Origin of the sequence: Chryseobacterium sp. WG23 (assembly GCF_024586575.1) — a bacterium.
Lineage (GTDB): Bacteria > Bacteroidota > Bacteroidia > Flavobacteriales > Weeksellaceae > Chryseobacterium.
Genome location: NZ_JALCZE010000014.1, coordinates 57,301 through 79,711, shown reverse-complemented (window position 1 = coordinate 79,711; position 22,411 = coordinate 57,301). Strand labels below are relative to the sequence as shown.

Below are 22,411 nucleotides of genomic sequence, written 5' to 3'. Positions count from 1 at the left end.
ACCAATTCTTTATTCGGAATTTATAATTTTACAGCAGGTGATTCTAATATTTTAACAGTTGAATTGGCGATAGTTTTTATGATTCCTTTCTCATCCATTGGAATAGAACTATCTCTTAGTAAACCTTTGGTGATATCACTGTTATTTATTTCATACCTATAGCCCGGTGTACATAAAACATAAGTACCATTTACAGTTATTGGAACTGTGTAATTCACTTCCGAGCTTTGCATCTTTGTAAATACTTTAATGCTTTTTTTACTATTAGCAGGTATCTTTGTTTTATAGGAGCTGGTTAAGGTTTTTTCGTTTGTAGTATCTTCTCCCCAAGACTTCTCTCCACCCACTATCCATTCTACAGTAACTTGCCCTTCAAGAACTAATGGAACACCTGCTTTATAAGTTACAGAGGTTTTCAGGCTACCTGAATATTTTGTATTCCAAGTGTATTTATAACCTGTTTTATAAGAATAGGTTACCGTAATTTCACTGTCTTCATTACTGCTATTCATTACTTCTGTTGAAAAAACTTCATCAGGTAATTCCAACTGATTAGGATTAGCTACAAGTTCCGGTTTTCCTAACTTTACATAAGTGTCTGCTTTCCACCAGTTTTTTTCTTCTTTAATATTCTTACGATTCAAAGCAAAATCACGGGTAAAAAGTACGGCATCAGGATTAGGATTTTCACCTCCGGGGGTTAAAGATTTCAGCTGTTTTATGATTTCTTGTATCTCAGCCCTGCCATTGTTAGTATCGCTCAAATCCCACCCCATTTGTGATAAGAATTTTTCTGTAAAAGGAATTTTGATGTCCGATTGTTCCATAGATTTTGCGGATGTGGAAATTTTAAGACTTTTTTTGAGGTCAGGCATCAAATCAATTTCTTTTACCAATGTCCAACCTCTAGCTAGCAATTCCTTTTCTGTTTTATTTCCAGCATTTTTAGAGCTAATAGGTTTTTCATTTTCTAACATGCCAGTACTGTCAGTTCGCGAACAGGAAACAATAGATAATACTGTGACCCCTATATATAGAGATCTTAAATAATTTTTTTTCATAGTATTTTAGCTATGAGGTAGCAACCCCTTTTAAATTGTGTTTATAGTATAAAAGAGGAAAATAAAAGAAATTAACTTGTTATAATAAAGCTTATTTTAGAATCATACTTACCTTACAAAATAAAATCAGTATGGATTTTTATAATACCTGCATTTTATACTTACAAATGTAGTATATAATTCTCATTCATTTGAAAAATAAATTAAGTTAAATTGTTTGTTTACAGTATGTTGTGTTTTATTATAATTTTGTTTTAAAATAAACATGCTTAGTTGTTATTATAAGTAGAACTTATTTATATCCTAGCTTTTTCGGTATTATTTTTTATTTCAAATTGGAGATAGGCTTCGAAGAAGTAAAATAATAAAGATTACCATTTAATTATATCAAATCTGAAGTAGAAGGTTTTTTTTGTACTTCGGATTTTTTTTTGTTAGCGAGTTAATTGTAGCAATTGTCATATGAACTCCTTCCACTAGAGAAGATAGCTCAATTAAAGTATTTCCACTTCTTCAGGAACGATAAAGAGAATAGTACAGCCATTTTCAGAGGTAACGGAATGCTTAAAAGTGGGCGGTGTATACAGATAATCCCCTTTTTCCAATGGGGTACCTGCAATATGGGCACTCCCTTCTAAGATGTAAAGTTCTTCCCCGGCAGGATGATTGTGGTAAGGGTAGCTTGCTCCGGGTTCAAATTTTAATACAATAGTTGTAGAGCGGTTTTTCTCCGAATCAAATTTCAGAGATTTCACAAAAATGCCCTCGTAGTGAATTCCTTTTTCAATGAGAGGCTGCCATTCTTTCTGTTCTGTTTTTACGATATAATCGTGAATGTTTGTGTTCATTATAATATATTTTAAATTGTTATTACTGTAAAAGTTGTTCCAAGGTCCATTTGTAATGGGAGAAAGTACTCAGCAGGAATGCTCCGGCGCTGAATACAAAAACCGAATAATCCAGAGGTTCTTTAACCCCAAAAGAAATACTCATGGCAACAGCAAATAATAGGGTGAGTATGGATGCACAAAGGGAAACTTTGTTTATACGGTATCCTACAAGAAGTAAGATCCCGATAGATAGCTCGGCAACTGTTGATAATACTGCAATTGCTGGTGCCAGATACTGAGGCAAAAAAGAATTGGTTTCCGCGGTATAGTGTACAAAGTTTTTCCAGCCGGAAGATTGAGAACCCCAAAGATTCAATCTGCTTGCTGTGGCCGATAAAAATCCTGCTGATAATGCTATTCTTAATAGAAAAACGGCTATGTCCTGTTGAATTTTCATACTTATTTGAGGTCTTAATTATAAGTACAAAGTTCAGGGAAAGAGACCTCCTAAAGAATAGACAATTCCAGGAAAAGCATATAATATCTTAGTTTTTTACTGCCTTCTGATAATCTTTTGGAGAGTGGGAAGTATGCTTCTTAAAGAAATTAGAAAAATAAAAAGGATCATTAAACCCAAGCTGGTAAGCAATTTCTTTTACGCTCAGCTTTTCATAAAGTAATAATCTTTTCGCTTCGGAAACGATAAGGCTATAGATGACATTTTGTGCTGTTTTATGGGTATGGAGTTTTGAAACTTCATTCAGTTTAGCTTCGGTAGTTCCCAATATATCTGCAAAACGGGCTACCGGATAATTGTCAGCAAAATGACTCCGTACGCTTTCGAGAAATTTTAAAAACAGAGCGTTGGGTTTCCATATTTCATCTCCGTTTGCCATTTTACTGCGGTTGATTTCCACCAATAATAATTCAATTAAAGAATGGGTGGAGATCAGATATTGGTAGGGTTTTTCTTCAATTTCTTTTTCAATCCGGCTGAGTGTTTCTGTAAAAAATGATGGATGCTGAATACTAATCATTTCATTCATTCCGAAATGGCAAAAAAGACCGTTGTGGAAAATAAGTTCAATATCACGGTCACTTTTACTGAAAAAATCCAGGGTAAATTCCAGGGCAGTCAGTTCTCCTTCTACCATGATTAGCTGATGGAACTGTCCTGAAGTAATGGTGATGGTTTGACCGGCTTTCAGGATAAAGGTGTTTTCATCAATCAGAATTTCTGCATTTCCGCTTTCACACCAGAAGAGTGTATATTTTATAACCCGTCTTGGCTCCGGATGGCCTGCCTGATGTGAATATCTTTTTATTTCAATCATAATATGAATGTGGGTATATAGATAAATTCTGATTTTCTGCCTTTGGTTTAGCTTAGTCCAAATTACAAAATCGCTAATATAAAAATATTAGGTATAAATTATTTTTTAAACTTTTTTATGAAGAAGATAAGAACCTTTATGAAATTGATAGGTAATCTTGAAAACAATTAAAGCTTTCATTAAAGCTATAAAATACTCACTGGTAATTTTGTTAAAGTATTTAATTGTCTAGTATTCAGTATGTTGTTGGTTTTGATGAAAATAATATTAATAAAATCAATTATTTACTTTTAATTTATATATTTGTTTTTATTTAGAATAAATAAAAAATATTATAAAAAATAAAAATACAGACAATCCATGTAAAATAAGGAATTCGTGAGCAAGTGGATGGGTTGTTATCAAAAAAATAAACGAACGAAAGGTTTACATCACTACAAAAATGGCTGCGGGTAACTTCAAAAGTGTAATTCCCCATGCGATGTGCAGCGTTCGCTTTAAAAACTAAAAAAATTATGGAACAGCAAAGTAAAAGAATCCTGGCACTGGATTTAATAAAAGGAATGAGTGTTATAGGAATGGTCATCATACATACCTTACTCATATTTGCGAATGTAAAATCGCAATCGGAGTCGGTTATTGGAAGTTTTATTGTGTTTTTGGGAAGAGGAACTTCCATTTTTCTGATCTGTATGGGAGTAACGTTTATGACATCAACCCATCAAAGTCTTAAAAGTTCAATACAACGGGGTGGCCTGCTTTTATTAGCCGCTCTTTTCATGAATTTCATGAAATTTATGATTCCTGTGCTGTTTGGTTTTGCTCCGGATAATTTTATCCAGAAGTACGGATGGCATGCTCCAATAGAACAGCAATATGTATATCTGGTGCTGTTGGGAGATATTTTACAATTGGCAGGAATGTCTTTAGTCTTTGTTGGTTTTATTCGGAAATATGTACACAACAAATACATTATTCTGGCTATAGGATTACTGGTAGCACTGGTTTCCAGAGAAGTGAGCGGAATCAATATAGATTATCCTGTTATTAATTATGTCTTAGACCTTCTTTTTAATAATGACTATCCCGCCTATGTCTATTTTCCGGTTTTCCCATGGATGTCTTTTATTATTATCGGGATGTTTTTTGGTAAATGGTTTCTGGAGCTTAATTATAACAGCAAACAACTGTTTAAAAATATGTTATATGTAGGACTGCTGTTTATAGCCATTGGTGCTCCTTTGGTTTTCTTTTATGGTGAATACCATTATAATGGTTTTTATCACATGGGACCGGGAGGTGTTATTTATTTTGCAGGATGGACATTAGTTTTTCTATGGCTTATTTTTAGGATCACCCTAAAGATGAAAGAAAATAATGCGGTCAGAATTTTAAAATACTGCAGTAAAAACCTGACCTCAATGTATATGATACAGTGGATATTAATTTCCTGGGGTAAAGGTATCTTCGGATATAGACAACATGGAATTGGGTACGTACTTGTACTGATCCTGTTTTATATTGTTCTTACCTTTGCAGTTCAGATCTCATTGGATATACTAAGAAAGAAGAAAACATTAGTTCTCTTTAGAAGAGCTTCGATGGATGAAACGGCTTTGAAATAATACTGAAGATTTAATGGGGTTTCAGAAAAAAGGGATATCTCACTGGATATTAACTTTTACAAGAAATACATTAACCGGATCACTATATTCCTTGTAAAATACCTACATTCGTATAGATAAAAAACAAAAATAGTAATGAGATATTCTAAAATTATTGTGGTGGCAGCCTTAGTGTTGTTTCAGTTAGGAATGGCACAGGAGAAGGCAGGTACAGTATTAAACAAAGCGCTTACAGAAGCTAAAGTAAGCCATAAAAATGTGTTGCTGGTATTTCATGCTTCATGGTGCAAATGGTGTAAAGTGATGGAGGCAAACATGAATCTTCCGGAAACCAAACCTATTTTTGAAAAGAAGTTTGTTACCGCATATGTTGATGTTCAGGAAAGAGGAGATAAGAAGTCGTTGGAAAATCCCGGCGGACAGGAGCTGATGAACAAATACAAGGGGGAGAATGCCGGACTCCCTTTCTGGCTGATTCTAAATCCAAAAGGGGAAGTACTTGCCGATTCTTTTGATGATAAGAAACAAAATCTGGGATCACCCTCTACACCTGAGGAAGTTGCTGTTTTTGCTGCGAAGCTGAAGAAAAGTTCAAAACTGAGTAAAGAAGAACTTCAGGTCATCGAAAATGTTTTTACTAAAAAAGATAAATAGAAAGAAATCCCGGGTCAGGCGCTCGGGACTTTTTATATGGCTTATTCAGTGACAAAGTCGTTTTTTTGGATCAGGTGTAAAAGTTGTGGGGTGATATAAGCTTACCTCAATACAGCTTCTCTTTGACGCAAAGTTCTATTTTTATTACGCTTGTTTTTAAGTGAGCCAAGAATGAATCGATTAAAAATCGATTTTGATGAAGCTAATGCTTATTCAGCGACAAAGTCGTCTTTCTTTACTTTCTTACAATAGAACATCCGATTATTATTCCTTTGCATAAATAAAAGGATATTTCCATCCTGTTTTCAAGTTAAAATATAAAAATCACATATTTTTTTTAACATAGATTTCTGAATGTCATCCAAACAAAAAGTTTTAGACTTAATCCAATTTGCTTAGTCCATAACTTTTGAGACTGGGTCTTTTTTTACTGTCTTACCCTAATACCTATAAAAATATAACTCCCCGAACAACAAAAATTGCCCGGGGAGTCTTTTCAAATTAAACTATTTTATTTACCAAAGTAGATCTTATCCTGCTTTTGCTGTTCAGTATAGATGATCTGGAAACTTACAGGCATATAACGGTAGAGAAGCTTCCAATGCTGGATTTTAGCATGCTTTTTAAAGCTCTCAAAAGACCTGATAAAGATATTTTCGATCATTGTTCTTACATAGGAATTTCCATTCCTGTAAATCCCGTCCATGAGTTTGATGTGATGGGCGATAATGTTGATTTTCGATTCCTGCAAAAGACCTTTCAGGTAATTAACGGTAGCCTGCATGATCCCAGCAAAATTATCCTGAACAGATAACTGTGTGATTTCCCTGCGAAGGGGCGGATAGAAAAATTTTAAGTATTCAACAGCTATTTTTTGATTAATAGTTTGCATTTGTACTTTCATCATAATTTAGAATTTTTCAAACACTTTGTATTGTAGCGAAATGTATACCAAAATTTATAAACATGCTGCAAAAATAAAAACACTTACAAGCACCGCAATGTGAGTGAGTAATATCTCGGAATTATGCCTGTTAGTGGTGGTTTTCCAGGTTTTCCAATCTGAAATTTTTCTGATTTTATTTTTCATAATCTATTGATTGTGAGTTATTTTAATTTTTGTTTAATTTAAACACTTTGTAATGAAACGGGTCAAAAATGTAATAAACTTATATCCCGTGACTGTAAATTTGTCTCGAATAGATCTTTTGAAGGTCTGTGGAAATATGACTAAAGATCATTTTTTTATATTCCTCACTGCAGAATGCAGTAAAATTGTCCAGAGAATAGATAAAAGTATTCTCAATAGCATTTTTTAGGGCTTTATCTCCATTGCTGTACATGGTATCCATCTTCTGTAAGCTCCTCCACAACAGATTTCTGTCATTCTGACGGATCATATTTTTAATACGTTCGGTAAAAGCCCGGACTAAAGCGTAGGGATTTTGATTTTTTTCCTCTTTCAGTTCATTTTCAAAGTCGGGAACGAGTTCTGTGATTTCCTGTGCAGCCTGTAAATAGTTCATATTATTATGATTTTAATTGTTTTGTTCCAGCATTTTGATGATAAAACCAAAAATAAAAATGCTTAAAAAAGCAAAGAAAAGCATGTGATAAGGTTTCAGCCATTTCGGAGTTTTCGGTCCTCTGCTTTTCAGTCTTCTCAGCTTGTCTATTCTGTTTAATGTTTTTAAGTCCATTTTTGTATGTTTTGAAACTAATGATGCCAAGACTGTTCCTTTGAAATTTAATTATATTTAATTATTTGTAATACAGTTATTTATGTTGGTTTTATTGAGCTTCTAATATTGAAAAAGCATGTCAAAATGATAAGGGTTTTATCAAAATGGAAATTTTTCATTTTTATGAATTATGGGAAAGCGTAAATCAAATCCTATCAGTTTTATTATATTTAATGAAAATAAATAACCATGAGAAATAAAGATACAAGAGTGCAATACTTGTGTTTGTTTAAGAGGCTTTATAGAGAGTCAAGAAATGATGATTTTACAGATTTAGCATTTACAGATGCAATAAGTCATTTTTCGAAGATAATTAGAATGTCTAAAAGAAAAAGATCATATGATTTAAAAGACAATAAATTTTGTTTTCTTGCAGCTTTTGAAATAAAAGATAACATAGGGCAAGGGTACTTTAAAAGTGCAAGGGATGAGTTTCGGCCAAATCTATTAGATAGGAGAACACTTACAGAAAGAAGAAATCCTAAAGAAAAAACCGAAGGGGATATAGAAAAAACTCACTTTGTTATTAAAATTGATGAACATACAAATGAAGTTATCATATTATTAGAGCATAATCATTTTGGACTAAGTATAAATAACTTTATAAATTATATTCAAAAGTTTTCAAAAAAAATAGATAATGAAAATCAAATTTCTACAAGATATAAAATTACATTTGGGATGATTCCTAAAAATAATTTCTTAACTGAGCTTGAAAATTTTGAAAGAGCTAAAGTTGCAGAAATTTATATAGATAAACAGTTACTAGGAAATGAAGCATTAGAATTTTCACAAAGAATTTTCGAAATAAAACAAGATATAAAACTTGTGGTATCTGCTGATACAAAAGCTAGTATTACTAATTTTGGAATAGATTTATTTAATACTTTTAAAGGGAAAAGAAACAAAGGTATAAACAGAATTAGAATTAAAGGTATTGATAGAAACGGAAATGAAACATTTGTGGACACGAGTTTTATGGGTAAACATGATTTTGTTGATACGATAAGAAATGTTGAGACAGGAGAATCCGAATCAGATGATTTATTAGACAAAATGAAAGCTATAATAGAAAATTTTTAAAATGCTTTTAAATAATCTTATTTTAATATTTGAGTTTGTATACTTAAAATGGAAAGCTTTATTAGGTAATATTATTTTATCTATAGTGTTGTGTTCATTAGTGTTGTTTACTAATGTAAAATTTGATAATAGTTTATTTGAAAAATTAACTTCTAATTCAATAAATTTGCTTGGAGTTTTACTTGGATTTACAGCATCTATATTTACAGTTATCTTGACTATTGATAATGATGTTATAAAAGAATCTAAAAGAAAAATATTAGAGGGGAGATTTTATAATAGAGAATTTACATTATACGATTCATTAGTCATTAATTTTGCATTTTTAATCATTTTACAAGGCTTTTTATTGATAATAAATTTTATATCTCCCATATTTAATTTCAACAAGGATGGTTTAAAGTTTTACTTATTGGTAGATCTAGTATTAATAACATTAATGATCTTACTTTTAGTAAATGCTATCTTAGAATTTTATTTTATAATTACAAAAAAAAACAATAATGGGAATGAACAAAATAATAGTACACAGAGTAGGCAATAAAATCAATGGAGATTCCTTAACGCTTTCCCAGGAGGAATTGAAGCTGGAGGAAGGAATGGCAGAATTGCTTGAAGATTACTTTTTAGGATCATTCAAATCAGAAGAAACTTTTCATTTTTACAGTGACACCTATCTGGTGAATAATCCGGTTTACAGTGCGGTTTCTGAAATTTTTGAAGATAAGGCCAAATTTATATGGGAATCTGAAAATATTGCAAAACACCTTTTCGAAGCAGCGGAGAACCCTAGAGTTCAAAGTGGAGAACTGTTCATTGTACTTTTTGAAGATGAAAGTGACCGTCCGGACAGAGTGGATAAGATAGGGATCTTTAAAACCGAAAAAAGAGAATCTTTCCTGAAAATTAATCCTACAGAAGAAACATTTGATATTGAAAAAGATCAGGGAATCGGCTTATCCAAAATTGATAAGGCAGCTTTAATCTATAATAATGATAAAAACACCGGCTATGTACTTTCTGTAGTTGACAACAACAAAAACGGAGATATGTACTACTGGTTTGAAGATTTCCTGAAAGTAAAACAGCGCGATGATGAATATTTCCATACTCAGGAAGCATTAATGGTTTACAAAGATTATATCACCAAGCAGCTTCCTCAGGAATTTGAAGTTTCTAAAGCTGATCAGGCAGATTTCCTTAATAAGTCTATCAATTTCTTCAAGGAGAAAGAAGAATTTAAACTGGATGAGTTTGCCAGTGAAGTATTGGGAGACGAGCACGTCATTGAAAGTTTTGTGAATTTTAAAACAGATTATGAGCAGGACATGCAGGTGAATATTGCTGAGGAATTCCCGATCAGTGAAGCAGCGGTAAAGAAAACCCAGAGGCATTTTAAAAGCATCATTAAACTTGATAAAAATTTCCACATCTATATCCATGGAGACAGACAGAAAATTGAAACAGGAGAGGATGATAAAGGAAAATACTACAGACTTTATTTTGAAAAAGAGGTATAATAGAAATCAATTCATTAAATAAATATCATAACTTTATTGCTGATTACAAAATAGCAGTTATGAAGTTTATGATTGTTTTCTGGGGAGCTTTCCTCTTTTTCTTCTGCGTACCTTTTCCGATTTTCATTTATATGATGACTGAGGAAGGCGCAACAGGACCGAGAAATTCATTAGCGGTGAGCTATGGATATCTCGGTCTTTCTTTATTAATATGGGGATATATTCTCGTATTCTTCATTAATATTCTTTTCATTAAAACCTTTAAGCAGAGGAACACCATTCATTCCATTCTGAGAAATGGTATTCCCAGAGAGGCTAAAGTGATGCGTTACCAGCTTTTAAAATACTTTCCGAAAACCAATATGAATGCCATTCAGATTGTTCTTTCATTTCCCAACCTTAGGAATACCATAATTGAACATGAGATGATGTTTCATGATTCCAGGCCACAGGAAAAAAGGTTTGATGTAGGAAATCGTGTGAAGGTATTGTTGAATCCTAATGTTTCGCAGGAACCTTACTTTATTTTAAGCGACCAAAAGGTTGGTTTCAATGCATCGGGAATGATTGTAAGAATAGTATTTATCATATTGTTAATCGCTTATATTATTGGTCTGTACTCTTATTTCTATAGGCGGGAATCTTTTGATTTTGGCTGGCAGTTTCTCACTTTTATGCATCCTATTATTTTCAGTGGAGTGATGACCCTTATTTATGTATTGGTTTTTCAGATGATTGTAGGGAAATTTTTTAAGAATAAAAAAGAAGAACGTATCCTCTTTGTTGGAAGAAGTGCCGAAGCACAGATTATCAGTGTCAACCAGACGGGACTGACGATAAATGACCAGCCGCAGATTATGTTTCAGGTCAGCTTTAAGGATTTCAGGGGCAAAGAGCACATTGCCGTCTATAAAAAGATGGTCAGACTTCTGGATCTTTCTTCAGTACCCAAAACAGGAACGATAGAGATTATGTATGATGAAGATGATCCGGATAAAATTACGATCCCGGGAATTTAAATCAATTAATCCCGAAAATCAATATTCAACTAAAGATAAAAAAGAGCGAATTTGTTCATTGCAAATCCGCTCTTTTTATCATCTATACGTTATTCGTTTAGTTACTTTTTCCTGAAAAACAGGGCCCTGTTGTATTCAAAATTCATTCTGGCGATATTGAGTACAGAAATTCCTTGTGGACATTCCACTTCACAGGCCTCTGTGTTGGAGCAGTGCCCGAATAATTCGCTGTCCATCTGAGTTACCATATCCAATACCCGTTTGCTTCTTTCCTCTTTCCCCTGAGGAAGCAGGGCCATATGGGTGATTTTTGCTGAGGTAAATAAAGCGGCACTTCCATTTTTACAGGTGGCTACACAAGCGCCACATCCGATACAGGCGGCAGCGTCAAAAGATTCTTCAGCAGTCTGATGGGTAACGGGAATGGCAGTAGCATCAGGAGCCTGCCCGGTATTTACAGATACGAAACCTCCTGAAGAAATAACTCTGTCGAAAGCGGAGCGGTCTACTTTTAAGTCTTTTTTTACAGGAAAAGCGCCTGCACGGAATGGCTCTATCAAAATTGTTTCCCCATCTTTAAAAGATCTTAAATGAAGCTGACAGGTGGTTGTATGTTTCAAAGGGCCATGGGCAATACCATTAATCATCATCCCACACTGTCCGCAGATTCCTTCACGACAGTCGTGATCGAATTCTACGGGTTCATCTCCTTCGGTGATCAGTTTTTCATTTAATGTATCAAGCATTTCTAAGAAAGACATGTGAGAATTTAATCCTTTCAGGTCATAATTAACCAGTTTTCCTTCACTTTGTCTGTCTTTCTGTCTCCATATCTTAAGGTGTACATCCATAATTTTTTGTTTTTTATTTGTAGCTTCTTACCGTTGGCTGTATTTCTTCGAATACCAGGGGTTCTTTGATCAGTGCAGGCTCTTTGTTTTCGCCTGCCCATGCCCATGCAGAGATAAACTGATATTCTGAATCATTTCTCAGTGCTTCACCATCCGGTGTTTGAAATTCTTCCCGAAAATGAGCACCACAGGATTCATTACGGGTTAATGCATCATAACACATCAGCTCGCCAATCTCAAAATAATCGGCCACACGGCCTGCTTTTTCAAGTTCGGAATTCATTTGATCACTCTGTCCGGAAACCCTCACTTCTTTATAGAATTCCTGTTTTAGTTTTCTGATCTCCCGGATGGCATATTTCAGGCCTTCCTCATTTCTGGCCAGTCCGCAATAATCGTAGAGCAGTTTTCCTAATGTTTTATGGAAATGGTCGACGGTTTTGGTTCCTTTGATATTGATCAGATTCTGAATCTGATTTTTAACTGCATTTTCTGCCTGTTCAAATTCAGGCGCATCCGGGGAAATTTTTCCGGTATGGATCTCATCCGCCAGGTAATTGGCAATGGTATAAGGAGCAATAAAATATCCATCTACAGAAGCCTGTAAAAGTGAGTTCGCTCCTAAGCGATTGGCACCATGATCTGCAAAATTGGCCTCTCCCAAAGCAAAAAGTCCAGGAACGGTAGTCATCAGCTCATAATCTACCCAAAGCCCACCCATTGAAAAGTGGGCAGATGGGGAAATCATCATTGGTTCTTTATACGCGTCGTATCCTGTTATTTTAAGATACATATCGAATAAATTTCCGTATTTCTCTTTAATCTTATCTTTTCCTTGTTCCCTAATGGCCTTTGAAAAATCAAGATAAACAGCATTCTTTAACGGCCCTATCCCAAATCCGGCATCGATTCTTTCTTTGGCAGCACGGGAGGAAATATCTCTTGGTGCCAAATTTCCAAACGCAGGATATCTTCTTTCCAGATAATAATCCCTTTCGTTTTCAGGAATATCGTTAGGCAGTCTGTTTTCATCCTGTTTTGCTGGAACCCAGATTCTTCCGTCATTACGCAGAGACTCGGACATCAGGGTTAATTTAGACTGGTAATCTCCGGATTGCGGAAGAGAAGTAGGGTGCACCTGAATCCAGCTAGGAGAAGCCATTAATGCTCCTTTTTTATGGGCCCTCCAGATGGCAGAACCATTGCATCCCATAGCTAATGTAGAAAGATAATAGATCTTCCCGTAACCTCCTGTTGCCAGTACTACAGCATGAGCTGCATGTCTTTCAATTGCTCCGGTATCCAGGTTCCTTACAATAATTCCTCTTGCCTTTCCGTCAATAACAACTAAATCGAGCATTTCGTGTCTTGAGAATAGCTCTACAGAACCTTTTCCTACCTGTCTCATCAAAGCCTGGTAAGCGCCTAAAAGTAATTGCTGTCCGGTTTGTCCTCTCGCATAGAATGTCCGGCTTACCTGAACACCGCCAAATGAACGGTTATTGAGGTAACCTCCATATTCACGTCCAAAAGGAACACCTTGTGCTACGGCCTGATCGATGAGGTTTAAAGAACATTCAGCCATACGGTAAACATTGGCCTCGCGGGCCCTGAAGTCTCCTCCTTTCAGGGTGTCTACAAACATTCTGTAAACACTGTCGCCGTCATTTTTATAATTTTTAGCGGCATTTACACCTCCCTGTGCAGCAACGGAGTGCGCTCGTCTGGGGCTGTCCTGAAAACAGAATGACTTGACATTATAGCCCATTTCACCCAAAGAGGCAGCAATAGAACTTCCTGCCAGTCCTGTTCCCACAACAATCACGTCCAGCTTTTTACGGTTGGCAGGGTTGACGAGTCTGGCTTTCTTTTTATAGTAATCCCATTTTTGTTCTAATGGGCCTTGTGGTATTTTTGAATCTAAAATCATAACAGGGTTTTTAATGATAAGTAAAGAATACATAAACCGGCATCAGGGCAAAACCTAAGCTGATAATGATTGAATAAGCAATTCCAATGGTTTTGAACCATTTTACAAATTTAGGGTGATATAATCCCAGAGTTCTTACCGCACTGTGTATTCCATGGATCAGGTGATAGCAGAGTGCCATCATGGATACTACATAAATGAGCACATACCACCATTCTTTAAACACAGTAACCACCAGGATATACAGGTCTTTATTTCCATTCTCGTCCAAAGGTGGATTTCCGAATTTGTAAACATACCAGAAGTTTTGAAAATGAATCACCAGGAAGATTAAAATCAATGTTCCCAGGATTCCCATATTCCGGGAAGCCCATTGGCTGGCTCTTCCACGTCTGTCATTCCGGTAGTCTCCTCCTGATTTTCTATTCTTTAGAGTGATCACCAATCCGTCTGCGGCATGCAGAATAATACTGGCATATAAAACATAAGACACTATTTTGATAATGATATTTCCGGATAAAAAATGGGAATAGGCATTAAACTGAAGATGTGCCTGCTCCTGAGGAAGGAACAGTTGGAGATTTCCAAGAAAATGAATCAGCAGAAAGAACCCCAGAAACAGCCCCGTGAGACACATCAGCATTTTTCTTAACAATGTTGATAACATACATTTGATTTTATAATTAATAATATCCTAAAACTTTCATCCATAATCCTCCTACCACCATGTAGATAATTAATAATACAATTCCTATTTCGAGACCTCTGAGCCACCAGACTTTCAGGTCTACATATCCGCTTCCGAAGAATACTGGGGCAGGGCCGTGGCCGTAATGGGTAAGTACCCCGTAGATGGAGCCTAAGAAACCAAGCATCATGGCCAGTAACATAGGTGGAATTCCCAACGAAACACCTACTCCCAGTAATGCGGCATACATCGCTGCAACGTGAGCTGTGGCACTGGCAAAAATATAGTGACTGAAAAAATACACAATGATAATGACAGGAAAGGCTACCTGCCAGCTGAGCCCTCCTATTTTCACTTTGATAAGATCACTGAACCATCCGATGAAGCCCAATTCATTCAAGGAACTCGCCATCATTACCAGCACAGCAAACCAGACAATAGTATCCCAGGCTCCTTTTTCACTTTTTACATCTTCCCATGTCAGCACTGAGGTTAACAGCAAGAGTGTTAATCCAATGAAGGCCGTTGTGGTAGCATCAATAGATAATGTTCCCCCAAATATCCAAAGCGCTAAAAGGATGAAAAATGCCAGCAGCATCAGCCATTCGTTTCGGGAAATAGGTCCCATTTCTTTTAATTTCTGAGCAGCCATTTTCGGGGCATCTCCTGTTTTTTTCAATTCCGGCGGATATAGTTTGTATAAAACCAAAGGAACAACAAAGAATGCCACGGCACCGGGTAAGAAACCGGCTGCTGCCCAGGACATCCAGGTGATATCAATGCCCAGGTTGGCTGCAAATTTCTGACACATCGGGTTACTGGCTGTTCCTGTCAGGAACATGGAAGAAGCGATGAGGTTCATATAGTAGCTGTTCAACGTTAAAAAAGAACCTAGTTTTCTATGGGTTTCGGGTTTTTCAGGAACGGAATCGAAGCTTATGGCCATAGATTTCATAATAGGGTAGATAATTCCGCCACCTCTTGCCGTATTACTCGGAATAGCCGGTGCCAGACAAACATCTGCAAGTCCCAGTCCGTATGCTAATCCCAATGAGCTTTTTCCGAAGACCCTGATGAATAAAAAGGCAATACGGTTTCCAAGACCTGTTTTGATAAATCCTCTGGCAATAAAGAATGAAATCCCAATCAGCCAGATTACTTTATCTCCAAATCCTGAAAGGGCTTTTGTGATAGATTTTCCGGCATCTCCCGGAGCCACCACCTGGGTAAGAGCTGTAAATGCGATGGCCATCATACACATTGTGCCCATGGGAGCTGCTTTAAGGATAATTCCTAAAATGGTTGCGGCAAAGATAGCGAACAGGTGCCATGCATCCTGAGTAACACCTTCGGGTACAGGAATGAACCATATAATCAATGCCACGATAAATGTAATCGCTACATTTTTGATATTAATTTCTTTCATGATAATAACTATTTAAAGGGTTAGAATCTACTCTGTACCTGAACAATGAATAGATTGTTGTTGTATTGTGAGGTGTTTGCCACCTGATATTTGTAACGGTCAAACTGTACGCCCAGTTGGATTCTTGCTCCGTAATTTTTCAGGAACTCCAGGCCAACCATTGGGGTGACCGTCTGTCTTGGGTTGGAAGCCAGTCTGAAATTGGTATCCAGATATTCATAGCGGCATGAGAGTTCAAAAGCGCTGAGGTTTTTATGGTTAATCTCATATCTTAGATTAGGAAGAAAGTAAACCCCGCGAACCAGGTACTGATCCGGGTTTTCAGGTCTTACTTCAGGGGCTATAGAATTGTATAAAACGTGATTGGTAGCTTGTTTGGCTTCCAGTTGCATATCAAGGCTCCATCTTGGATCAAATTGTACCAAAGAGCTCAGGTCAACTCCCAACGCATATACTTTTTTACTGAATACTTCACCAATACCTCCATTAAGGCCTACGTTGAAATTGTATTTTTTAGACAGTCCAAAGACCAGACGGGTAGAATACTGCTTTCCGTTGTCATTGTCATTGACCTGGTTTTTTCCGTTTCCATTCACTACGGAAACTGCGTATTGGAAGGGAACTTTTCCAAGCTGAAGCTGTCCTGTAGCAGACATCCCGATCTGGAAACTGGTCCAGCCCAGCTTTCCAAATTCAGAATACTGATTGGACCAGTCCAAAGATTTAATAATATCGATAGGATAGGTTTCCTCAATTCCGAACCAAGGTCTGAACTGTCCCACAGTAATCGTTAATTTAGGATTAAAGGTATACTTCAGATAAGCGTTTTCGAGGACCCTGCTTTTAGGATCATTTTTAAAATCTGCCAGGTTGGCCAAAACAACAACTTCTGTCCGTTTACTGATTTGCGCCCGGACCTGAACTCTCATGTATTTGAGCATAAAATTATTGCTGGTTCCGGAGCCGTCGGAATGATGAAGTCCGTTTACATCCACATCTTTGCTCATGCCTACCAGGTAACGTGCCTGGAAAAGGCCTTTGATCTGAAGCTGTGGATATTTCACCTGATCTTCTTCCGGTTGTGGTTTGGTCTGTAAAGAATCCTGTATCTGCGCATGGGCTGAAAACCAGCAGGCAAGCATGCAGAATAACAGGCTTTTCTTTTTGAGTGAAAAAAAGGCCATATTTTTTTTGTTTGTTTTTTGTTTAAATCATCCCGTTAAATCTTCAGTGTGCCACTTCTCCGGAGGAGGGAAACGGGCACATAGTAAGAGAAAGTCTTTATGACAATCCTAAGAAAGGGTGTATTTTTGATGTGTTGAGGTGAGCACTTAAATGACTTAAGTGTTTTTTTTTATGGTTTTTTAAGGGTATTTTTATTCTAATCCCAGAAATTTGAATGGCAGCGATTCTTTGAAATCTGTATTGGATTTGCCATTATAGGTATGAAAGCTGCCCAGATCCAGTTTCATCACTTTTCCTTTTGGACTGAGGTCAAAGTCATTAAGGTCTACCCAAAAAGTATTGGGGGTAAAAACGGTTTCAAAATAGTAAACCAGATTCTTTTGGTCTGAGACAGAACGCCATCTTGTGGAAGATATATTAGGCTCCTTTTCTGAGGTAATTCCATATGGTACGGAACAGTTTCTGATCACACTGAAAACGCTGGCTACTGCTGTACGGGTATCAGCACTTCTTGGAATAGCGTTGATATAATAAGAAGCTCTTACAAATCTGTCTGCAGCGCGGTTGGTACCCGGAAGCATAACGTTACCGGGAATTCCTTTCCAGTAATTATTAAGGGCCAGCTGTTCTTCAAAGATAGGAGAGTTGGTCATTACCGTATAAGAAGGATCATGATGAATCACCAGTTTTCCATTGATATACTCAAATACCGCGTTGTCTCCTGAAGCATCAGAAATGGAAAGGTGTATAGTGGTGAATTTTTCGGTGCCGGGAATATAATCGCTTACAATAACGAAAGGTTCTTTTTTTGAAAATTCTACAGCTTCTTTTACAGTGGCAAAATTATCGAGATAATATTGTGCCCATAAAGAAATGGCAAGTCCCTTTTTATTTCCTTTAGGATCGAATTTTGGGTACTGGGATTCACCTAGCCATAACATATTGGCAACCAGTCCTTTTTCATTCATTCCGTCTGCTGAGGCAATATCCCAGCTGGAGCTGATGATACTTCCGTATTTTGAAGTCCATTTTACAGATTTTGGCCCTGTTTGTCCTGTATGTTCTATTCCTTTTGGAAAAACCCACAGATTGGCCGGGATTTCATCACGCCAGTCCATAGAACGGGCAGTCAGGATGGTGTTTTGCGGCCCTTTGTAAACTACACGGGTGCAGGCTTCAGACGGATTCCATAATCCTATTGAGAGGACAAGAGAAAATAAAATTAATGGGAACTTTTTCATAATAGTATTATTTGAATTTAAATTTTATATTGAATTTATTGTGAATAATTCAATGAATTTTCCATCATATTCATTATTTGGTGATATAAATTTAGTTAAAATTGTTTAAATGTCATAATTATTTCAACTGATAATGTGTAATTCATGTTATGAATCATGAACTATAGATTAAAAACATTATTACTGGATTTTTTTTTGTATATTTTAGAGATATCTTATTAAAACAGGGGTAAAATAAAGAATGTTTCAACGCGGTTTTTAGCCGGTAGAAGAGCAAAATATACAGAGATTATTGTTTGAAACAAAGGAAAATAGGTACCACACCGACCACCCTGTAGAAAAAAAGACTTATCTTTGATAGATTGACTGACATATTATGAATTTTGTAGAGTGCCATGAGGAGCCTATCCATATTCCAGGCTATATACAGAGTTTTGGCTATTTGATTGGCATTGATGCGGAATCCCATTCCATTACTTTTTTCAGCAGGAATATTCTGAATATATTTACTATTGAGAGTTCAGATGAACTTTTCGACAGAAAGCTTACGGACTTTCCTGAAAGCTTTCAAAGTATTATCGATTCAGATATTTATACTTCGCTGAATACATTTACCAGGAGGGAGAATGAAACCTACTTCGACAAAATTTTTATTAATGATAAAGAATATCACTTTTCTGTTTTTAAAAGCGGAAGGTATATCTTCTTAGAATTTGAAGAAGTCCTGATTAATCCCAATAAGCGGATTTCCAATAAATATGACAATTTTTATACCATAGATAACCAGCAGGATCTTTGGAACCATCTGTTGGAAACACTTTCCAAGGTTGTGAATTATGACCGGATAATGGTATATAAATTTATGATGGATGGCTCTGGAAAAGTGATTGCTGAAAAGAAAGGGGACGGTATGGAAAGTTTTCTGGGACTCCATTATCCGGAATCGGATATACCCAAGCAGGCCCGGGCGCTTTATCTTAAAAAAAGGAAAAGGATATTCAGTAATATTAATGCTGAAACGGTTCCGCTTTTAAGTAAAACAGAGAAACATATCGATCTCAGCCTTTCTGCGTCAAGGGGTATGTCTCCTATCCATGGGCAGTATCTTAAAAACTCGGGGGTATCTTCCAGTTTCAGTATTTCCATTATCATTGATGATCACCTTTGGGGATTGGTTACCTGTCAGAATGTTGAGGCTAAGCATATTGATCTTGAAGATAGGGTACAGGCCGGTATTTTTACGGCTCTGGCGGCAAATGCCTATTCATCATTTAAATCTAAAAATGAACTGAATTACCGACTGGAACTGAATGAGAAGCTATCCCATCTGAAAACGGATTTTTTAAAACATCATAATTTACTGGACTCATTGTCCGAAAATAAAACGGAAATAAGGGATTTACCTGAAGCCGACGGCCTTGTTGTGATTTCAGATGAAAATATAGTAACAGACGGAATTACTCCGGATTATGATACGATTAACAAAATCGTTGATTGGGCTTTTGAAAACTGCGAAAACACGATTTATGTAAACAGAAGCTTTCTTAAGGATCAAGGTGAAAATTTAGGCTTGTCTGAGAATGTGGCAGGTGTGATTATCTATTTTATTGACAGGGAAAAAAAAGAAATGCTGATCTGGTTCCGGAAAGAGTTTGATGAGCATATTAACTGGGCTGGAAATCCGGAAAAGAATATTGATATTATTTCCCAAAATGGAGAAGAAAAACGAATTGTTTCTCCCAGAACATCATTCCAGATTTTTACAGAAAATATAAAAGGCCATTCTAAAAGATGGAATTCCCGAAATGTAAGTTCTGTTCATGCAATCCGTGATCTGATCCTGGAAAGCTCCCATAAAAATTATATTGCGATCAAAAGACTGAATGATGAGCTTAAAAAAGTAAATGAAGAGCTGGACAGTTTTTCTTATACCATTTCTCATGATTTAGGAACTCCTCTTACTGTCATGAAGCTTAATGCACAGATGCTTTTGGGAAGTTTAGCTGATGATTCTGAAAAAAGTAAAGGGAAGATCAATACGATTATCGAGGAAATTGATACTATGGCGGAGATGATGCATGATGTATTGCAGCTTAGCCGTGCCAAGCACAGTGAAATTCAGCTTGAAAGCCTGAAAATAGGCCATACCATTCATAAGATTTCTGAAAATGCCAAGATGACGTATGGCAGCTCGAAAAGTGAAATCATCATTAAAAATTGCCCTGATGTGATGGGAGACAAAACCATGCTTCATCAGGTATTTTTAAATATTATCAACAATGCCGTAAAATACTCTTCCCATAAAGATCAGCCGAAAGTGGAGATTGAAGGGGTAGAGGATGGCTCTGTTATTGTATACCGGATTTCAGATAACGGCATCGGAATTCCTGAGGAAGAGAAGCATAAAATGTTTAAGATTTTCAACAGGATGGAAAATGCGAAAAAATTTAAAGGAAATGGAATAGGGCTGTCTATTGTTCATCGGATTATGAAAAGAATTGGTGGAAATGTGGATTTTGAGAGCAATAAAGAGGGGACTTCTTTCATTTTAACGTTTAAAAAGCCTTAAATTTGAGAAACTTTTAAAACGTTATTATGGTATCAGAATATTTAAAACAGAATACAGCCAATTATCACGATGCAGCGGAAAAGCTTTTTAATTCTGAAAAAATTTTTAATAAAACATTCACGTTAGAAGATTATAAAAAGATCATTCATACCAATTATCTGATGCTTCTTCACAGTGAGGATAAAATATTCAACAGTCTTTCTGATAAATATTCGCAAAAGCTTCAGCTTAACGAGAGAAAAAAACTGTCTCTTATTGAAAAAGATCTGAAAAGCCTTTCCCTGAACAACCAGGAAGTTTCTCATGATCTGGAATTTAATAATGAACATGAAGCCTTAGGAGCGATGTATGTAATTGAAGGTTCTACATTGGGAGGAAACGTAATCGCTAAGCAGCTTTCAAAGACGGAAGGTTTTGATGAGGTTACTTTCAATTTCTTTGGATGCTACCAGGAAAATACAGGCCCTATGTGGAAGAATTTTAAGGAGGTGCTGGATACTGAAGTTCATGAAGAAAACTACAATGAAGTGCTGTCCGGCGCGAAAAAATTATACTCGTTTTTACTGAACGTCAATTAATTTCTTTTAATACCTAATAAAATTCCTGAAAAATTGCCCACTTTTTCAGGAATTGTTAAATTTGGGGAGTTTCAATTTTAAACTTAACTTAAAAAATAAATAATTTAAAAAGTATACCATATGAAAGTAACTGTAGTAGGTGCAGGCGCTGTAGGAGCAAGCTGTGCAGAATACATCGCAATGAAGAACTTCTGTTCAGAAGTAGTTTTAGTAGATATTAAAGAAGGTTTTGCTGAAGGTAAAGCAATGGATTTGATGCAGACAGCGTCGCTGAACGGATTCGATACAAAAATTACCGGAACAACAGGAGATTACAGCAAAACTGCAGGTTCTCATGTAGCAGTAATCACTTCAGGTATTCCCAGAAAACCTGGAATGACAAGAGAAGAGTTGATTGGTATCAACGCAGGAATTGTAAAAGATGTTACTGAAAATTTAGTGAAACATTCTCCGGAAGTAATCATCATCGTAGTTTCTAACCCAATGGATACGATGGCTTATTTAGTGCATAAAACTTCAGGTCTTCCTAAGCACAAAATCATCGGAATGGGTGGTGCTTTGGATTCTGCAAGATTCAAATACAGATTGGCTGAAGCATTAGAAAGCCCTATTTCTGATGTGGACGGAATGGTAATCGCTGCTCACAGTGATACAGGTATGCTTCCATTATTGAGCAAAGCAACAAGAAACGGAGTTCCTGTAACTGAATTCTTAGACGAAGAGCAACAAAAATATGTAATTGAAGAAACTAAAGTGGGGGGGGCTACGCTTACTAAACTATTAGGAACTTCAGCCTGGTATGCACCGGGTGCGGCTGTTTCTGTAATGGTTCAGGCTATTGCATGTGACCAAAAGAAAATGATCCCTTGTTCTTTAATGCTTGAAGGTGAGTACGGTCAAAACGATATTTGCTTAGGAGTTCCTGCTATTATCGGGGCAAACGGAGTAGAAAAAATCGTAAACGTTACTTTAACTGCTGAAGAGCAATTGAAATTCGCTGAAGCTGCCAATGCAGTAAGAGAAGTGAATGGTGATTTGAAATTTTAATCATTACCCGGCTTTTAGCTGGTTTGAA

General features: G+C 36.2%; 22 protein-coding genes. 9 read left to right on the top strand and 13 right to left on the bottom strand.

Features of this window, described 5'->3' with window-relative positions; translation table 11 throughout:
• Positions 1-20: 20 nt before the first annotated feature.
• The 4 genes from MP477_RS19785 to MP477_RS19770 form a co-directional block, all read right to left on the bottom strand.
• The gene (locus MP477_RS19785; RefSeq protein ID WP_257191757.1) at positions 21-977 is read right to left on the bottom strand and encodes a hypothetical protein; all 957 of its coding nucleotides are present in this window, start codon (positions 975-977) and stop codon (positions 21-23) included.
• Between the two features lie 578 nt (positions 978-1,555).
• Positions 1,556-1,909 (bottom strand): cupin domain-containing protein, encoded by a 354-nt coding sequence (locus MP477_RS19780; protein ID WP_257191755.1) that lies wholly within the window; start codon positions 1,907-1,909, stop codon positions 1,556-1,558.
• 22 nt (positions 1,910-1,931) lie between these two features.
• Positions 1,932-2,348, bottom strand: coding sequence for a DoxX protein (locus MP477_RS19775; RefSeq protein ID WP_257191754.1), 417 nt, complete (start codon positions 2,346-2,348; stop codon positions 1,932-1,934).
• Between the two features lie 88 nt (positions 2,349-2,436).
• Complete coding sequence (locus MP477_RS19770) at positions 2,437-3,225, bottom strand: helix-turn-helix transcriptional regulator (protein ID WP_230037244.1); 789 nt, start codon at positions 3,223-3,225, stop codon at positions 2,437-2,439.
• Positions 3,226-3,740: 515 nt separating this feature from the next.
• On the opposite strand from MP477_RS19770, the gene MP477_RS19765 reads away from it, so the two are divergent.
• Complete coding sequence (locus tag MP477_RS19765; RefSeq protein WP_257191752.1) at positions 3,741-4,850, top strand: DUF1624 domain-containing protein; 1,110 nt, start codon at positions 3,741-3,743, stop codon at positions 4,848-4,850.
• 135 nt (positions 4,851-4,985) lie between these two features.
• On the top strand, positions 4,986-5,504 hold the full coding sequence (locus MP477_RS19760; RefSeq protein WP_230037240.1) for a thioredoxin family protein: 519 nt from the start codon (positions 4,986-4,988) through the stop codon (positions 5,502-5,504).
• Positions 5,505-6,015: 511 nt separating this feature from the next.
• Here the strand turns inward: MP477_RS19760 and MP477_RS19755 are convergent.
• The 3 genes from MP477_RS19755 to MP477_RS19745 all read right to left on the bottom strand — a co-directional run bounded on the left by MP477_RS19755 (position 6,016) and on the right by MP477_RS19745 (position 7,204).
• Entirely contained in the window at positions 6,016-6,411 is a 396-nt protein-coding gene (locus tag MP477_RS19755) for a hypothetical protein (protein WP_230037238.1), read from the bottom strand.
• A 262-nt stretch (positions 6,412-6,673) separates the two neighbouring features.
• On the bottom strand, positions 6,674-7,030 hold the full coding sequence (locus MP477_RS19750; protein ID WP_257191751.1) for a hypothetical protein: 357 nt from the start codon (positions 7,028-7,030) through the stop codon (positions 6,674-6,676).
• A gap of 12 nt (positions 7,031-7,042) precedes the next feature.
• Entirely contained in the window at positions 7,043-7,204 is a 162-nt protein-coding gene (locus MP477_RS19745) for a hypothetical protein (RefSeq protein ID WP_257191750.1), read from the bottom strand.
• 231 nt (positions 7,205-7,435) lie between these two features.
• Between MP477_RS19745 and MP477_RS19740 the strand changes: the two genes are divergently transcribed.
• Genes MP477_RS19740 through MP477_RS19725 form a run of 4 tightly spaced genes read left to right on the top strand, consistent with a single transcriptional unit; the run spans position 7,436 to position 10,868 of the window.
• Entirely contained in the window at positions 7,436-8,329 is an 894-nt protein-coding gene (locus MP477_RS19740) for a hypothetical protein (RefSeq protein ID WP_257191748.1), read from the top strand.
• A gap of 1 nt (position 8,330) precedes the next feature.
• On the top strand, positions 8,331-8,873 hold the full coding sequence (locus tag MP477_RS19735) for a hypothetical protein (RefSeq protein ID WP_257191747.1): 543 nt from the start codon (positions 8,331-8,333) through the stop codon (positions 8,871-8,873).
• Positions 8,839-9,849, top strand: a complete 1,011-nt coding sequence (locus tag MP477_RS19730) for a nucleoid-associated protein (RefSeq protein WP_257191746.1) — start codon at positions 8,839-8,841, stop codon at positions 9,847-9,849. The genes MP477_RS19735 and MP477_RS19730 overlap by 35 nt, the downstream gene beginning before the upstream one ends.
• Before the next feature lie 59 nt (positions 9,850-9,908).
• Positions 9,909-10,868, top strand: coding sequence for a hypothetical protein (locus MP477_RS19725; RefSeq protein WP_257191745.1), 960 nt, complete (start codon positions 9,909-9,911; stop codon positions 10,866-10,868).
• 101 nt (positions 10,869-10,969) lie between these two features.
• Here MP477_RS19725 and MP477_RS19720 read toward each other — a convergent pair whose 3' ends face one another.
• From MP477_RS19720 to MP477_RS19695, 6 genes are all read right to left on the bottom strand, one after another.
• The gene (locus MP477_RS19720; protein ID WP_257191744.1) at positions 10,970-11,719 is read right to left on the bottom strand and encodes a succinate dehydrogenase/fumarate reductase iron-sulfur subunit; all 750 of its coding nucleotides are present in this window, start codon (positions 11,717-11,719) and stop codon (positions 10,970-10,972) included.
• 13 nt (positions 11,720-11,732) lie between these two features.
• Positions 11,733-13,649, bottom strand: coding sequence for a fumarate reductase/succinate dehydrogenase flavoprotein subunit (locus MP477_RS19715; RefSeq protein ID WP_257191743.1), 1,917 nt, complete (start codon positions 13,647-13,649; stop codon positions 11,733-11,735).
• A gap of 10 nt (positions 13,650-13,659) precedes the next feature.
• Positions 13,660-14,316 carry a succinate dehydrogenase cytochrome b subunit gene (locus tag MP477_RS19710; protein WP_257191741.1) on the bottom strand — a complete coding sequence of 219 codons (657 nt, stop codon included), beginning with the start codon at positions 14,314-14,316 and terminating at the stop codon, positions 13,660-13,662.
• A 16-nt stretch (positions 14,317-14,332) separates the two neighbouring features.
• Positions 14,333-15,763 (bottom strand): anion permease, encoded by a 1,431-nt coding sequence (locus tag MP477_RS19705; protein ID WP_257191740.1) that lies wholly within the window; start codon positions 15,761-15,763, stop codon positions 14,333-14,335.
• A 20-nt stretch (positions 15,764-15,783) separates the two neighbouring features.
• Complete coding sequence (locus MP477_RS19700) at positions 15,784-16,947, bottom strand: OprO/OprP family phosphate-selective porin (protein WP_257191739.1); 1,164 nt, start codon at positions 16,945-16,947, stop codon at positions 15,784-15,786.
• A 192-nt stretch (positions 16,948-17,139) separates the two neighbouring features.
• Entirely contained in the window at positions 17,140-18,189 is a 1,050-nt protein-coding gene (locus MP477_RS19695; RefSeq protein ID WP_257191738.1) for a linear amide C-N hydrolase, read from the bottom strand.
• Positions 18,190-18,565: 376 nt separating this feature from the next.
• On the opposite strand from MP477_RS19695, the gene MP477_RS19690 reads away from it, so the two are divergent.
• The 3 genes from MP477_RS19690 (at position 18,566) to MP477_RS19680 (ending at position 22,383) form a co-directional block, all read left to right on the top strand.
• Positions 18,566-20,758, top strand: coding sequence for an ATP-binding protein (locus tag MP477_RS19690; RefSeq protein ID WP_257191737.1), 2,193 nt, complete (start codon positions 18,566-18,568; stop codon positions 20,756-20,758).
• Between the two features lie 26 nt (positions 20,759-20,784).
• A complete protein-coding gene (locus MP477_RS19685; protein WP_257191736.1) occupies positions 20,785-21,336 on the top strand; it encodes a biliverdin-producing heme oxygenase in 552 nt (183 codons plus the stop codon).
• A 120-nt stretch (positions 21,337-21,456) separates the two neighbouring features.
• The gene (locus tag MP477_RS19680) at positions 21,457-22,383 is read left to right on the top strand and encodes a malate dehydrogenase (protein WP_209805069.1); all 927 of its coding nucleotides are present in this window, start codon (positions 21,457-21,459) and stop codon (positions 22,381-22,383) included.
• Positions 22,384-22,411 lie beyond the last annotated feature (28 nt).